This window comes from Bacillus sp. PK3-067 (genome assembly GCF_056738645.1).
Genome location: NZ_CP096490.1, coordinates 994,261 through 1,008,896, shown reverse-complemented (window position 1 = coordinate 1,008,896; position 14,636 = coordinate 994,261). Strand labels below are relative to the sequence as shown.

Genomic DNA, 14,636 nt, shown 5'->3' with positions numbered 1-14,636 from the left:
TTCATTTATATGTTAAAGTTGTATATTTTCTTCTATTACTTCTCTTCAATCGGTGCTAAATTCGCTTCAATTTCTGCACGCTGATCTTCTAAGAACGGTGGTAAATCAAGTTTTTCTCCTAAATGTTCCACATCTCCATCAACTGTAAACCCTGGGCCATCTGTTGCAATTTCAAATAGGATTCCGTTTGATTCGCGGAAATATAAGCTTTTAAAATAGAAACGGTCGATGATTCCTGAAGAATGGAAGCCTCTTTGTTTCACCTGTTCTTCCCAATAAGCAAGCTCTGCATCGTTTTTCACGCGAATTGCTAAATGGTGAATGCTGCCTCGGCCCGGCTTTTCAGTAGGACCATCTAAATATTTCACAACGATTTCTCCAAAAGCCTCTCCTTTAATGGACTGGAAAATTGCTTCTTGATCATTTCGGCTAACCTCTGTATAACCGAACATCTCTGTAAGTGTACTCGCCATTTTATCAAGTCTACGCACTGTCAGTTCTACAGAACCCATTCCTTGAATTTGATGCTTTGCAGGAACTTCTGATTTCTCCCAAGTTTCCCAGTGCTCCACTTTTTCCCCGTTTGAAACGAGTAGTACTAAGCGAAGACCTTCAGCATCCTCAAATTGCAAAGCAGGACGATTTGCATATGTTGTCATTTCACTATGTTTCACATCAAATTTTTCAAAGCGTTCTTTCCAGTAATGCAAGCTATCCTCTGAAGGAACAAGTAATCCAATTCGAGTAATCGCATTCGTACCGCGATATGTTCTTCCTACTAATGGAATTTCAAAAAATGATAATTCCGTACCTGGACTTCCTGTTTTATCTCCATAAAATAAGTGGTACATTGACGGATCATCTTGGTTTACTGTCATTTTCACACGACGTAAGCCAAGCACGTTTTTATAAAAGTGATTATTTTCATTTGCATTTTTCGTAACCATTGAAATGTGATGATGCCCTTTAATTTCATACATTGGTTATTCCTCCGTTTCGTTTTACTAGTCAAGTGACAACTAAAAAAATAACATTTCCCACAACTAATATGGTTTTTAGCTTTTCAATTTATTCTTAATTATGTTTTTGTAAATTCATCTTAGTTTTTACTGTATAAGTTACTTTGTTTTTAATCGAAAACAACTGAGTGTATGTTTTTCATATGACTCAATCGCTTTCGTTACTATCACTTTACACCTCAAGTGATTAAAAAGCAAGTGATTTATCTCAAATTCGAGATATTTTTTTGTTAAATAACATTTAGGGTGTAAAATCATTAATTTCTGGATAGCGTCACATCACTATCAAGCTAAAGACTCAAAGCTCTCCATGCCCATCAAGCTACCAAGAATACACTACCCCAAAACGATAAAAATGAACTTCGTTGCTATAAAAGACAACTTTTTTGTTCCGAGGGAATTATAGAATTTTATATCTTTACAATTATTTATGGGGAGTTAATTCGTTTTTTTCAAGAATAAGTAATTTCTTAAATAGAAGTTCACGTACCTCTTCCTTATGATAATTAATTTTTGTTGATTGATAAGAAATTTAATGAATGATTATTCGAATATGCTTTCGTAAATGTTAAATGTAGTTTTTGGATAATGTTTGGTCAAGTTGATACTAATACCCTCGATAAACGAAAGAAAATTAAGAGTGTTCCGAGAAAAAGTAATTAAAAAACGCTCATTTACAGAAGAACATTATTCAAGTGAAGCCCTCTATAATTCAATTACAACTCCTTGAAAGTTTATGATACTATCCTGATCACACTTTTTATATTTAATGTTTTAAGGAAAAAAGCTATACTATAAGCGAAACTAAAAATCAGAAAGGAAATACCATAACATGGAAAACTATATGCTATTTATCCTTACAGCACTCCTTATTATAATGATGCCTGGTCCCGGTTTTGCTTTAGTTACAAAAAACACTATCTCTCATGGTAGAAATGGTGGGATAAAGACCGTCTTAGGAACGGTATCTGGAATGATGATTCATACAATAATGGCTACACTAGGACTCTCTGCTATCTTAATGAAATTTGCTATGCTATTTACATTAATAAAATATGCTGGGGCATTTTATTTAATTTATTTAGCTGTAAAGTCAATTAAAAGTGCCTTTTCTAAAAAAGAAGATATGTCAAGTTCAGTGGAAATAAACTTTAAGGATATTGGAACGGTTAAAAGTTTTAGACAAGGATTTACCACGGCAATCTTAAACCCAAAAACGGCTGTATTTTTCCTTAGTTTTCTACCCCAATTTATTGTGAGTAATCAAAGTCATTTCTTCCAATTTCTTTTGTTGGGATTCACATTTACGACTTTGACAGCAATATGGTATTTACTTTATATCTCTCTAATACGTCAATTAAGAACTTTTTTAAGAAAAGAAAAGGTGAACCGTACAATAGAGGGTATTACTGGCACAGTATTATTAGTATTTGGAGTTAGGCTATTTTTCCAAAAATAAATATGTAATAGAGAGCGTTTAAAACTTTCGGTTTTTCCAATAAATGAATCAATATAAAAAGTATGGCTTTCAAACAGTAAAAAAGTGAACAAACGGGTGTGTTTGTGGAATAAGCTTCAATAAAATAACCAAACTTTTTATAAAGAAATGAATCGATTATATTAAAATTGATATAAAGGCGTTATCCTTTCCTATGATTTCTCAGAAAGAATAACGCCTTGCTCTTTTTAGAGGGTATTTTGTCTAGTTAGCTTGATAGCGATGTGGTTCTATCCCTTATAAATGTTACAAAAACATTTATAATAGCTCTAACTTGCACAATGCTTCCCGTTAATATAATACGCTGATTCTGTGAAAACCGTAAATACAACCTCTACTTCTGGAAGTCCAAAATCCATTACATATGTAGTAATGGCCTTGGCAAATCGATTACGAATTTCCTGTCCACGCTCGAACCATTTCACTTCAATAAGAGGAAACGCTTCTATTTCTTGTCCATTGAATACATACGTAGAACTTGGTAGTTCCAACGTAAAATTATCCGTACCACACTCACAAATCTCTGCGAGCTCTTCTACTAATGGCTTGCTTATGTGTTTTAATTGTTCAGTAGTAATTCCACGAAATACAATATGCGGCATGTAAATCCCTCCTTTAGATAGTTTTATATTTGCCCACATCATAGCACAATTCTCCCACCTTTTAACAAAAATAGATGCTAAACAAGTTTCAACTCTTATTTTTAGGCCTGTTATACAGGCTGAAGCGATTCTAAGTATCTGCCATATTAAAGTTGATATGCTCCCATTCTAGTGGTGAGATATGTTTTAATCGTTCTTCGTTAACCCCATGCGTACTTCTTAACTATTTCATTTAATTTTTAATAAAGAAAACAGCCTCACTAAGCTTTTAAAACTTAATAAGGCCACTTTATTCACACTTTTAATTATGGAACGACGGCTTATAGAACGAACGATTATCAAGCGCAAAGACACGCTCTGTATATTCGCCTGGTTTTGTGCGTCCTAATGCGCGGTCCATCATGTTCATTTTTGCATCTAAGTTATCGATGTAATGCAGAATTTCTGCTTCTTTTACTAATGGTGGTTTTGGACTACCCCATTCTGCTTTTCCGTGGTGAGAAAGGACGATGTGTTGAAGAATTAATACTTCTTCTGCATCGATTTGCAATTCGTCTGCCGCTTTACCAATTTCGTTCACCATAATCGAAATGTGGCCTAGTAAATTTCCTTCTAACGTATACGTTGTAGAAATTGGGCCAGATAGTTCGATTACTTTACCAAGGTCATGTAAAATAACGCCTGCATATAGTAAGTCTTTATCTAACGATGGGTATAGATTTGAGATAGCTTTCGCTAAATCAAGCATTGATACGACGTGATAAGCTAGTCCAGATACGAACTCGTGATGGTTCTTTGTCGCTGCTGGATAGTCTAAAAATTCGTTTTGATGCTTATTTAATAAATGTCTTGTTAGACGTTGAATGTTCGGGTTTCTCATTTCAAATATGTATTGCGTAATTTTCTCAACCATATCTTCTTTTTTCACTGGTGCTTTTTCTACGAAGTCTGAGATGTCTGTTACTTCATTTTCATTCGCAACACGGATTTGTTTCACACGTAATTGAATACGTCCTTTGTAGTTTAAAATATCTCCAGCTACTTTCACGATTGTTTCCGCTACATATTGTTTCTCAACTTCTGGTGATACGTCCCATAACTTCGCTTCAATATCTCCACTTGGATCTTGTAAGATTACTGTTAAAAATGGCTTTCCATTGCTTGCGATACCTTTTGTCGCTGTTTTAATTAACAAGAAAATATCGACTTGTTCACCAACTTCATACTCTGCAATTTTCTTTTTCATTCGAATTCCTCCACCAAATCAGTTACTTTTAGTATAGCACACTACAACTCATTTTCTTTACGCATATGTGTTAATTTTATAATCTGTTTTTCTGTAAAATAGGCGAGTAAATGCGCATGACATGTAAAGAATATGACTTGTCTATCCTTTGCAATTTCCTTTATAAGTTCAATCGTTCGATTCGTCCTTACCGCATCAAAGTGCACGAAACTATCATCAATAATAAATGGGTAATCATGCTCAAATGTTTTTGCTAGTGCAAATCTCAGCGATAAATATAACTGCTCCGCTGTCGCTTGGCTTAGTTCATGACTGTAAAAACGCATACCATCGTTACGCTCTACAATAAACGGCTCTGACTCTGACGGTGAAAAGATTTTACTATATCGTCCGCCTGTTAAATAGACGAAATACTCTTCTGACTTTTGTAAAATACGAGGAAGATGTACTTCATGATAATATTGCTTCGTTTTCGTTAACACCGTTTTTGCGGCCGCATAAGCAGCCCACTTCTTCACTTGTTCACGCACTTGCGCTTTTTTCATTTCCCATTCATGCATTAAATCGCCGTACGTACTACCTTCTTCTAAATTCGCAATTTCCATACGATGTTTCGCAATACGCTCTGTCAGTTCTTTCTCTTGCACCAGACAGTTTTGCACGACTGTCAGTTCTTGCTTTAATTTTCCGTCATAACCGTCAGCTTCGTAATGTTCAGCTAATGATAAACTCGTTAAACGTTGTTCTAACAGATCAATTTGCGGTAATAAACGCCCCACTTGTTTCTCTGCATCTTCACGGTTTTCCGCTAGTTTACCCGCTTCTAAAAACATCTCTTCATCTGTAGACGCTGCAATATGCCATAAACCATCTCGTTCTATTAGTAATTTCTTTAATTGTTCTTGCATAAACTCATATTCTTCTTGCCATTCCGCCAGTTTTTCTTTTAACTGCTTACAAGTTTGGCGCTTCTCTTTCTCATTTTGCATACGGCTTTGTGCCTCGTGTAGCTTACTATACTCCGCACTACCGATAACAGTTTCTAGTTTATGTTCAAATTGCGAAATCATTTCATATAATGAAGATTTTCGCGTGCCTTGTTTCTCTAATTCACGATATAATTGCTGCATTTTTTCAATACGCTCAAACGCCGGCAATATGTGTGCATACGTATAAAATTCAGGAAACATATAGCGCGCTTTATATGCATCGACTTGTTCTCCCGCCTGGAACGTTTCTCTCTCCCATTCCTCATACGATGAAACGACTTTATCATACGCTCGTTCCAACTGCTGTAACTTATAAGACTCGCGCTCAAATAATTTACGTATCTCTTCATCTTTTTCTAACTGATAGCGAACAGACATCGCTTCTTCACTTTGTCTCCCGCCGGCACTTTGCTGAAGTGTAAGGAGCTCTTCTTGTAATCCACTTGACGGATCTTTATATAAAATGAGGGCAAGAACAATCCCTACAAAAACAATGACACTAATAAATAAGAGCGGGCGATTGTCTATAAATAAGCTCGTGAATAAAACGACTGTGTTAATAAGAAGTAACAGAAGACAAACTCTTTGCCACTGCTTTTTCTTTTGCTTAGCTACTCCTGCTTTTTCCTCATACTTGCGCTTCATTCTCTCTGCGCCCATACCGATAAACGCCGCATCTTGGAACGCTTTCTCTTTCTCAACTAACACATTTCTCTCTTCATCCACTAACATTTGTTTCTTAATCTGTCTTATATTTTCTTCTTGTTCTTCTAATTGCTCTTGCGCTACTTTAAAACGATCATCGAGCTGTGCTTTTTGCGTTTCTAATACGCGCGCCTTTTGCACTGTTTGCGTAATTAACTCTTTCGTTGCCAAACTCATATCAAATGAAAGAACTGTTTCCTTTTCAAAAGTAGTACCAATTTGTTGTTCTAGTTCTGCGATTTCTTCTTTTATATTCGTAATATTCCCGCTCATATCACGCATTTCTTGGCGTGCATTTTCGTAAGACATATGCTGCATACGAAGTTCTTCTACATAACTTTCTTTTTGTAAAAACTCTTCATCTATTTGAATCGAGGCAATTTCCGATTGCACTGTCTCAATTTTCTTGTGGAGCGAATCAACTTGTAATTGAAGCGGCTCCATCTTCGCCTTCATTGCTTCATAACGCGCCATTCCGTTTACAGGAAACTGCCCGCTCTCGTTCTCTAACACTTTCTCATGCGCACGTTTTTCAATAACGAGTGGCTCAAGCGCTGCTAATATTTCATAATCTTGCTTTCGCTTTTCTGCACTCTCTTTCTCCACGCGAACAGAAGCAAGCTTCTCTTCACTTTCTTTTAACTGCTCTACTTGTTTTTCATACGTGCCAATTTTTCCTTGCCACTCTTTCATCTTCTCTTCAAGTTTCTTCATCTCTTGCAGTGACACGTTAATTTCTGGTTTACGCCCGCTCGGCTTAAAGCGCTGATCCATTTCTTTTTCTAGCTTTTTATCTAACTGCAATAGCGCATCACTTCCGACTGCACTTGCCGAAAATAAATAATTGCCAATATCCGCTTCGCCTAGCTGATGAATATTTTGAAGACCATGCATATCAAATGAAAAGACAGATTCAAATAAACTTTCATTCATCCCGCTTAATATATCGTTTAAAATTTCTTCTCCGCCCGTTTTCCCGTCTTCAAAATAAACGGTCACCTCGCCAGCTGCCGTCTTTGGCAATCGCTCAATTTTCAAACGACCGTACTGCTCTGTTTGCACAGTCATCGCGCCGCCATACTTCCCGCCTTCTTTCGGCTCATAACGGCGCTGTCCTCTCGTCGGAAAACCGAACAAAATACTTTTCATAAATGAGCGAATTGTCGATTTCCCCGCTTCATTTTCACCGTATAACACCGTCAGCAAGGAAAGATCCATTTCCACATTTTCTAATTTTCCGTACCCATAAATATGGAGTTTTTCAATTCTCATTTTTTATCCCTCTCTTGCTGGAATAATTGCTCTAAAATAATATTTTCTGCTTCCTTTTGAATCTCTTTCTTCTCTTCTTCTGTAAAAGATTCAATACTATTACGCGCTACAGGAGATGTCCAAATAGTGCGCAATACTCCGTCCATATTGCTGAAAGCTTCTAACTCCTTTAGCACACTACCTATGAAATGATTTTCCGCTTTCAAACGTTCGATTTCCGCAAAAGAAACCGTCTCATTTTTCCACTTCATCGCATATACAAAATCTTTTCGCTCTTCGCTAGATGCTAAAATGTGAAAAATCTCTTCCACGCGCTTTTCGTCACGCAAATAAGGGGAAAGTGAGCCTTGTCCTGTGAATACGACAGTTAATAGCGTACCTTCCTCTTCTCTTCGGCATTCATTCATCGCAGTAGATAGGCTCGTCATAAGTTCATCAACAGTTTCAAGTCTATCAATACAAACTTCGATTTCATCCCATACAACATCTGCCGTATGGAAAAATGAACACTGCGTTCCTTGTTTCGTAAGTTCAATAAGGTACGCACCCTTCTCGCCTGTTTCCTTACGATGACGACCTTGTATGTTCCCTGGATAAATAATGCATGGTTCTTCTGATAAAATTTCACGTTTATGTATATGGCCAAGAGCCCAATAATCAAACTGTTTTTCTTTCAACTCACGAATTTGAAACGGTGCATAGCGATTATGCTCTGCATCTCCTTCCACACTTCCGTGAAGCATGCCAATATGAAAAGGCGCATCACTCATTTTCGTATACTGCGCTGTCATATTATCTGTTACCGCTTGCTGCAAATAACTAAAACCATAAATAGAAGCTAATAGCTCACCATTTTTATAAAATGATTTCTCTTCTACATAAGGCTCAGTAAATACATGAACATTTTCCGGAAACTCAATTGCTGCCCAGCTTCCCCCTAAATGATCATGGTTACCGTGAATAATAAAAACAGGGATATCGTACTGCGAAAGTCTCTTCATTTGCTCACGCACAAACACTTGCGCCCTCAAACTTCTCGTCTCCGCATCATACAAATCCCCAGCTAGTAATACGAAATCAACGCGCTCTTGAATCGCTTTATCAACAATACGCTCAAATGATTCAAACGTACTTTGCTTCATTCTCTCCCAAACAGACTGCGGTACATTCATCTCCATCCCTTTAAACGGACTATCCAAATGCAAATCAGCCGCATGTATAAACTTTACTTGTTTCACAAATAACGATCCTTTCTATCTTTCAAAAGTTTCATTTTATTAAAATTAACATCGCTGAAAACTAATACTCATCGAGAATAAAAATATTCTCGATGAGTAAAGTTGCATTCTATTTTACCACGCAATGTCATATATTTCTTTGCATATTGTAGCGTTTTATGTCAAAATAATTATAAGATTCTGATTTTAATTATTGGAGGGAATTTTCATGGGAGTATACGTTCTAACAGTCTTTGAAAAAGATGGTTCAAAAGCATTAGACGAATCATTCGAGGCGGCAACTGAAAAAGAAGCAAAAGCAAAAGGTGAATCTATCTTACAAGAAAAAGGATTGTATGAAAAAACACATCGCTGTACATCTACTGCAGGTAAGCTCGTTTTATTCCAGCGCTAAAAAAAAGAAGCGTCATCCGCTTCTTTTTCACTCTACTATATCTTCGTCACACCACGTAAACACCACATCTAGAATGCGATTACCGATACGTACGCGTTTATTCCATTTTCCTGTTTGGATCTGATGTTGCAATTCAGCTTTCATCTTTTCCGTCCAGTCGTGAATCGTTTCACTACCGTCGTACGGATATACGCTCGGAAACTCTTTCTGCAGTAGATGCAAGCTCTCTGCATCAAAATGAAAATGGAAGAAGTAGTTTGCTGTAAGCGATGGTTCTTGCAATCGTAAAAAATGATCATCAATTTGCTTTCTATTTCTATAGAAAGTAAAGATATTCACTTTACCGCTAGTAATTTGGTCAATTTGAATTTCGTGCTTCTCTATAATCACGTCTTGTCCACCTCGTTGTATACTATCTTTAGTATATATGTCTTTTGCAACAAAGTTAACCATTTTCGCGCGAAATTCATTTCCTTCATTATAATTCCTGTACCTCCATATGCAATCAGGATAAATAAAAACAAAGTTGAAGGGGAGCGATCACATGTATTTCGGAAGCAAAGGTTGGTATGTAAAAGAACTTAAAAAATTAGGTATCCGTACTTATGAAGGTAAAAAACTAGAATCTTATCGTACGCATGTGTTGTCTAGTTTACTTGAGAGAATGAAGAGAGCTTCGGCTTAATAGAATAGCAAGAAGTAAACCTGAATATTGGTAAATGATAAAAAACACCTCCTAAATTCGCATACTAAGTATGCAAATTAAATGGAGGTGTTTTTATTAGTCTCACTTTTTCAGGGGCGCTTCAGTTTTCATAAAATATTTTTTGTTTCCGCTGAAACGGATACGTTTTAATCTCAGCTGTATCTAAATCTTCATTGAATAAATGAATGGCTATAATTTGTCTACAATCGTAAGTATGGTAATAATATGTTCCAGACTCCATACACATTGCACTTGTATAGATCGTATTATCTAATATACCGTCTTCTGTTATTACTGCCCCCTTAGGAACCTCACAATTCGATAAAATATGAAAAATAGCCGATATACCCTCTTCTTCGTTCTCTATACCTTGAATGTTTTGTTTGCCATACGCTGCCCGTACAAATCTTGATGGCGGTGTGAAATCTCCAGGAAGTCCCATCGATCCTGAACCTTGGCCAAAAGCACTTAATGGTACATCGCCCCACTCCGTTGGCGCAAATGGCTGCGATTTAAGACCAATATATTGTCTTAAATTTTGTAAATGCCAACTAAACTCCGGACTATTAGTCATCACTCCTATTGGATTGTCATACACTTTTATTCCATCAGCTGTCGGCTCAAGTACAATACATTCTCCCGATTTATCTGCTAAAATCCAATGTAGCGGTGGAGTAACCCCTAAAATTGGTAATGGCACATCTATAAAGGCAATGCTATCAATAGATTTTCTTAATTCTTCAACAGAATTGAACTGCGTGAGGCTCCAAGTCACAAAATCAAATGGTGCTACATTCGTTTTATTGCTATCTACATGACTACTATAAGTAGCGAATCCTGGGAAATAGAGAGTTGCACATGTCATACCAGCTTCATTTACTCCATCTGCCATCATGACCCTTCCTCCAAAATTAATTCCCATTCCGACAACAGCCTTTTTCGTTCGGATTGTTTCACCAGTTATATTGTTCCACTGATAACGCCGAGGAATGATTATTACTTCCTGATTCATATCTAATGTGAAATCCATTGTTCTCGCAAAAAGATGTTGGAAATTTTTAGTTTGTAACGTCAAACTAGTACACATGAAGAAATCTCCCCCATTTCATAGTTATATACACATTTTATAAAATTCTGATAAATACGTAAATTAAAATCTATTTTACTTACCATTGTACAAACCCTATTTATCATTAACAAAATAACCAACCAAACCAAAAATGCTATAATAAACTCAATCAAACTAAGGGGGAACATCTATCTTGCGTGGAAAACACATTCAATTTCATAAGTTTGGCAATCCAAAAGACGTATTACAAGTTGAATATAAAAATATAGAACCACTGAAAGATAATGAAGTCTTCGTCCGTATGCTAGTTAGACCGATTAATCCATCTGACTTAATTCCAATAACCGGAGCGTACGCTCATAGAATTCCGTTACCTAACATACCTGGTTATGAAGGTGTTGGTATTGTAGAAGATGTAGGAGCTTTTGTTTCTAGAGAGCTTATCGGTAAACGTGTGTTACCGTTACGCGGGGAAGGTACTTGGCAAGAATATGTGAAAACATCGGCTGATTTTGTAGTCCCTATTCCCGATTCTATTGATGATTTTACCGCGGCACAAATGTATATTAATCCCCTTACAGCGTGGGTTACATGTACAGAAACGTTAAACTTACAGCGTAATGACGTTTTATTAGTGAATGCTTGTGGATCCGCAATTGGTCATCTTTTTGCGCAGTTATCGCAAATTTTAAATTTCCAACTCATTGCCGTGACAAGAAATAGTAAACATACAGAGGAATTACTTCAGCTTGGCGCTCATCATGTAATTGATACTTCGACTGCCCCGCTTTATGAAACAGTTATGACATTAACAAACGGCAGAGGTGCAGACGCTGCGATTGATTCTATTGGGGGACCGGATGGAAATGAATTAGCTTTCTCCTTACGTCCAAACGGGCACTTTTTAACGATCGGTCTTCTATCAGGCATACAAGTAAACTGGGCAGAGATTGTCACGAAAGCAAAAGTGCACGCGAACATATTTCATTTACGACATTGGAATAAAGAAGTGTCACCATATAAATGGCAAGAGACGTTTCGTCATTTAATTCACTTAGTAGAAAATAAGCAATTACGTTTTATGAAAGTACATTCTACATATGACTTAGCGGATGTGAAAACGGCGGTTGATGTTGTGCAATCTGCGGAGAAAACGAAAGGGAAAGTTTTTTTAACGAATTATTAAATTGAGTACATTCAACTATCAATCCATTTAGTAGCATAGAATTTTAAGTAGCTTATGTAATTTAATTAAAAAAGCGAAAGGAGGTTCTAACATGTGGTTACTCACGGCAATTGCGCCTGTTTTAATAGTCGGGGGAATTGTAGTATATGTGATTGGTAGCCTTAAACATAAATATAACAACGGTAACTTAGGTAAGAAAAAATCAAAAAACGCTCAAGTTTTATTAGATAGTTTAATACCAATAGGAATGCTTTTAGGGTGTTTGATCGGTATTATTGTTGGCATATTTTCTCCTGATTCATTACTACTTTCAGTTAGTTTAGGATCTGGAATAGGCTATTTATTTGGATTTTTTGCTTATGAAATTTATAGCAAGACAGGGAACAATTTTTCCTAATCCAAAAGGAATAAGCGGGACAGTACATAGTAATCATATGAAATATGTAACTGTCCTTTATTTTTGCATCAATGTTATCACCTTACCTTTCGCCTACTATACACCTCTTTTATTGATTTTTCTCTCCTCCCCTTTTTGCATATCCGCTTTTTTATTTTCATTGGATCTATATCCAAAGTAAAGTAGCGCACATGTAATAATAGAACCTACAATGTATCCTAAAAAACATCCTAACCAAAACATAGTGTAACCGCCTCCATTCATAATAAATTTTATGTAATATAACTCTTTACATACTCCATCGTTTATTTCTATTAACTATACACTTTCTAAAATTATTCATACCACTCATTCTCTTCGTACCTCAAATAGCAATTTTATTATTTGTCATAAAATTAACACCTTCTTTAAATACAAAAACTTCCATTTACTTGCTTTTTCTTAAGAAATAATATACTACATTTGAAATAAGCGAGCTAGTACGTCGGCCCTTCTCTATTTTAACTTTAGTCATGAACAAAAGAAAAATAAAAAACCCCCTCAAAGCATAAACTTCAAGGGGTGAGCCTGTTTTTTATTTACTTATATACGTACAGCTGTACCACTTACAGCAACCATTAACATTCCATCACGAACTACTTCGTAATCTACGTCAACACCAACGATAGCGTTCGCACCTTTTTGTTTTGCAAGTTCTTTCATTTCGTCCATTGCGATATCACGAGCTTCTTTTAGCTTACTTTCATAAGAACCAGCACGACCACCGACAACATCACGAACAGAAGCGAATAAATCGCGGACAATATTTGCACCCATAATAGCTTCACCATTTACAATATCGATATACTCAATAATTTCTTTACCTTGAATTCCAGACGTTGTTGTTACAATCATGACTGACACTCTCCTAATAAATTGTAGTTTTAATAAGCTTTCTTATGTCTTTATTATGACATGGAACACACAACTAATCTATTGAATTACCTTACAGGAATGTGACAGTTTTGTAAGAATAAAATGCCTATTATGTTTAATAAAGCGCTTTAACATTAGGATACATAAACGACTCTTTATTTTCTTTCCAGTCCTTTTCTACTTCTTTAAAAGTTGGTCGTCCTAATTTTTCATTGTTTTCATGTTTACGAAACCATTTCTTCACATACTGGTCTCCATTTTTATTTTGAACTGTACAAAGGAAACTATTACTGCTATCCTTTAATATTTTTACAATCACGAAAAGACACCTCTTCCCTTTTAAATAGCATGATAGAACTTGATCTTTTACTATAAGCCCTTCCTCTCTTATAGTCATACGACTCCTCGGCCGCGCCAAATTTGTAAGATCAAAAAACGATATTTACTTTGTTTACATTTTATTTAAAGAAATCAGAGTTATAAGCATGATGCTTATCAAAGATTTTATAGATTTCTAACTTATTATCTAATTTTGCATCTACTAAAATTAATATATTTCCATCGTAAATATATTCTTCATACTTTTTAGCATGTTCTTCTGGAATTCCTAATCCTATAAATGCTCCTATTAAACTTCCAGCTCCTCCGCCAATACCAGCTCCTCCAATAGCTGCTGCGATCGGTCCCGCTGCTACGATTGGACCCATTCCAGAAACGGCAAGTATACCAAGACCTGTTAATAAACCACCGAGTCCGCCTGCTACTCCTCCAGCTACAAGCCCTGTTGCTGAAAAGATATCTGCTTTATGTGCAGTTTCGCTATTCACTTTTTCACCCGATTTTTCTTCCAGATGTTCAATTTCCTTTTGATCTTTCGCAATAGCTGAAATGTTATCTGCTGAGTATCCTTTTTCATTTAATTCATTAATAACGAGTGCCGCATCATCAATTGTTCTAAAAACACCTACTATTTTTCTATCTACATTCATAACTATTAACCTCCTAAAGTTTTATATAATGTATCTTTATTTTTCTTCATTTTTGTATACACTAATCTTCTTATTAACATAACCATTTACGAAAAAAGCGAATAGTATAAGCACTACAAGTGAACTACTTAACAAGTAAATTAAATCAAATGTAATATTAATCATCATTTCATTCATGTATACCAGGCTCCTTTTTATTTAAAGTAAAATTATATTTTGATAGACTAATCTACTAAACATAGACATCTTACAATTCATCTTCAGTTAATCTCTTTGTAGTATATGTATACCCTTCCTAACCTTTTCTAAACGTAAAAAAATATAATTATATTTTTTCTTATTTATATGTTTAACATTTTTTTAAACGGGTATGTTTATATTGTTATGCTTACTATATGGAAAGGAATATTA

The 14,636-nt window shown here is 35.8% G+C and carries 17 protein-coding genes; 5 read left to right on the top strand and 12 right to left on the bottom strand.

Annotated elements, in window-relative coordinates:
* Positions 1–35: 35 nt before the first annotated feature.
* The gene (locus M1D73_RS05265; protein ID WP_000272977.1) at positions 36–980 is read right to left on the bottom strand and encodes a ring-cleaving dioxygenase; all 945 of its coding nucleotides are present in this window, start codon (positions 978–980) and stop codon (positions 36–38) included.
* An 871-nt stretch (positions 981–1,851) separates the two neighbouring features.
* Between M1D73_RS05265 and M1D73_RS05260 the strand changes: the two genes are divergently transcribed.
* Entirely contained in the window at positions 1,852–2,478 is a 627-nt protein-coding gene (locus tag M1D73_RS05260) for a LysE family translocator (RefSeq protein ID WP_000433008.1), read from the top strand.
* Between the two features lie 308 nt (positions 2,479–2,786).
* Here M1D73_RS05260 and M1D73_RS05255 read toward each other — a convergent pair whose 3' ends face one another.
* From M1D73_RS05255 to M1D73_RS05240, 4 genes are all read right to left on the bottom strand, one after another.
* A complete protein-coding gene (locus tag M1D73_RS05255) occupies positions 2,787–3,119 on the bottom strand; it encodes a DUF1904 family protein (protein WP_001120262.1) in 333 nt (110 codons plus the stop codon).
* A 301-nt stretch (positions 3,120–3,420) separates the two neighbouring features.
* Positions 3,421–4,365, bottom strand: coding sequence for a 3'-5' exoribonuclease YhaM (gene yhaM / locus M1D73_RS05250; protein WP_000726638.1), 945 nt, complete (start codon positions 4,363–4,365; stop codon positions 3,421–3,423).
* A 41-nt stretch (positions 4,366–4,406) separates the two neighbouring features.
* A complete protein-coding gene (locus M1D73_RS05245) occupies positions 4,407–7,331 on the bottom strand; it encodes an ATP-binding protein (protein ID WP_001217621.1) in 2,925 nt (974 codons plus the stop codon).
* Positions 7,328–8,569 (bottom strand): metallophosphoesterase family protein, encoded by a 1,242-nt coding sequence (locus tag M1D73_RS05240; protein ID WP_121868499.1) that lies wholly within the window; start codon positions 8,567–8,569, stop codon positions 7,328–7,330. Before M1D73_RS05240 ends, M1D73_RS05245 begins: the two co-directional genes overlap by 4 nt.
* Before the next feature lie 208 nt (positions 8,570–8,777).
* Here M1D73_RS05240 and M1D73_RS05235 point away from each other — a divergent pair, with 208 nt between their 5' ends.
* Entirely contained in the window at positions 8,778–8,963 is a 186-nt protein-coding gene (locus M1D73_RS05235) for a YhzD family protein (protein WP_000539552.1), read from the top strand.
* A gap of 27 nt (positions 8,964–8,990) precedes the next feature.
* Here the strand turns inward: M1D73_RS05235 and M1D73_RS05230 are convergent, their stop codons facing one another.
* Positions 8,991–9,353 (bottom strand): hypothetical protein, encoded by a 363-nt coding sequence (locus tag M1D73_RS05230; RefSeq protein WP_000582785.1) that lies wholly within the window; start codon positions 9,351–9,353, stop codon positions 8,991–8,993.
* Positions 9,354–9,507: 154 nt separating this feature from the next.
* Between M1D73_RS05230 and M1D73_RS05225 the strand changes: the two genes are divergently transcribed.
* Positions 9,508–9,648: a YflJ family protein gene (locus M1D73_RS05225; RefSeq protein ID WP_000273537.1), complete on the top strand. Its 141-nt coding sequence runs from the start codon at positions 9,508–9,510 to the stop codon at positions 9,646–9,648.
* 121 nt (positions 9,649–9,769) lie between these two features.
* Here M1D73_RS05225 and bsh read toward each other — a convergent pair whose 3' ends face one another.
* Complete coding sequence (gene bsh / locus M1D73_RS05220) at positions 9,770–10,756, bottom strand: choloylglycine hydrolase (protein WP_000337598.1); 987 nt, start codon at positions 10,754–10,756, stop codon at positions 9,770–9,772.
* A 175-nt stretch (positions 10,757–10,931) separates the two neighbouring features.
* Between bsh and M1D73_RS05215 the strand changes: the two genes are divergently transcribed.
* The gene (locus M1D73_RS05215) at positions 10,932–11,924 is read left to right on the top strand and encodes a zinc-dependent alcohol dehydrogenase family protein (RefSeq protein WP_001214234.1); all 993 of its coding nucleotides are present in this window, start codon (positions 10,932–10,934) and stop codon (positions 11,922–11,924) included.
* Between the two features lie 91 nt (positions 11,925–12,015).
* Positions 12,016–12,321 (top strand): hypothetical protein, encoded by a 306-nt coding sequence (locus M1D73_RS05210; RefSeq protein ID WP_000266569.1) that lies wholly within the window; start codon positions 12,016–12,018, stop codon positions 12,319–12,321.
* Positions 12,322–12,417: 96 nt separating this feature from the next.
* Here the strand turns inward: M1D73_RS05210 and M1D73_RS05205 are convergent, their stop codons facing one another.
* The 5 genes from M1D73_RS05205 to M1D73_RS05185 all read right to left on the bottom strand — a co-directional run bounded on the left by M1D73_RS05205 (position 12,418) and on the right by M1D73_RS05185 (position 14,402).
* Entirely contained in the window at positions 12,418–12,564 is a 147-nt protein-coding gene (locus M1D73_RS05205; protein ID WP_000498628.1) for a hypothetical protein, read from the bottom strand.
* Positions 12,565–12,903: 339 nt separating this feature from the next.
* Positions 12,904–13,215: a YbjQ family protein gene (locus tag M1D73_RS05200; RefSeq protein WP_000637511.1), complete on the bottom strand. Its 312-nt coding sequence runs from the start codon at positions 13,213–13,215 to the stop codon at positions 12,904–12,906.
* Between the two features lie 136 nt (positions 13,216–13,351).
* A complete protein-coding gene (locus M1D73_RS05195) occupies positions 13,352–13,555 on the bottom strand; it encodes a DUF4028 family protein (protein WP_002023439.1) in 204 nt (67 codons plus the stop codon).
* A gap of 139 nt (positions 13,556–13,694) precedes the next feature.
* Complete coding sequence (locus M1D73_RS05190) at positions 13,695–14,225, bottom strand: general stress protein (RefSeq protein ID WP_001100102.1); 531 nt, start codon at positions 14,223–14,225, stop codon at positions 13,695–13,697.
* A gap of 36 nt (positions 14,226–14,261) precedes the next feature.
* Positions 14,262–14,402 carry a hypothetical protein gene (locus M1D73_RS05185; protein ID WP_183128505.1) on the bottom strand — a complete coding sequence of 47 codons (141 nt, stop codon included), beginning with the start codon at positions 14,400–14,402 and terminating at the stop codon, positions 14,262–14,264.
* Positions 14,403–14,636 lie beyond the last annotated feature (234 nt).

Coding starts and splice junctions, on each gene's coding strand:
- M1D73_RS05265 (WP_000272977.1), bottom strand. CDS start 980: ATGTATGAAATTAAAGGGCATCATCACATTTCAATGGTTACGAAAAAT.
- M1D73_RS05260 (WP_000433008.1), top strand. CDS start 1,852: ATGGAAAACTATATGCTATTTATCCTTACAGCACTCCTTATTATAATG.
- M1D73_RS05255 (WP_001120262.1), bottom strand. CDS start 3,119: ATGCCGCATATTGTATTTCGTGGAATTACTACTGAACAATTAAAACAC.
- yhaM (WP_000726638.1), bottom strand. CDS start 4,365: ATGAAAAAGAAAATTGCAGAGTATGAAGTTGGTGAACAAGTCGATATT.
- M1D73_RS05245 (WP_001217621.1), bottom strand. CDS start 7,331: ATGAGAATTGAAAAACTCCATATTTATGGGTACGGAAAATTAGAAAAT.
- M1D73_RS05235 (WP_000539552.1), top strand. CDS start 8,778: ATGGGAGTATACGTTCTAACAGTCTTTGAAAAAGATGGTTCAAAAGCA.
- M1D73_RS05225 (WP_000273537.1), top strand. CDS start 9,508: ATGTATTTCGGAAGCAAAGGTTGGTATGTAAAAGAACTTAAAAAATTA.
- bsh (WP_000337598.1), bottom strand. CDS start 10,756: ATGTGTACTAGTTTGACGTTACAAACTAAAAATTTCCAACATCTTTTT.
- M1D73_RS05210 (WP_000266569.1), top strand. CDS start 12,016: ATGTGGTTACTCACGGCAATTGCGCCTGTTTTAATAGTCGGGGGAATT.
- M1D73_RS05205 (WP_000498628.1), bottom strand. CDS start 12,564: ATGTTTTGGTTAGGATGTTTTTTAGGATACATTGTAGGTTCTATTATT.
- M1D73_RS05200 (WP_000637511.1), bottom strand. CDS start 13,215: ATGATTGTAACAACAACGTCTGGAATTCAAGGTAAAGAAATTATTGAG.
- M1D73_RS05190 (WP_001100102.1), bottom strand. CDS start 14,225: ATGAATGTAGATAGAAAAATAGTAGGTGTTTTTAGAACAATTGATGAT.
- M1D73_RS05185 (WP_183128505.1), bottom strand. CDS start 14,402: ATGAATGAAATGATGATTAATATTACATTTGATTTAATTTACTTGTTA.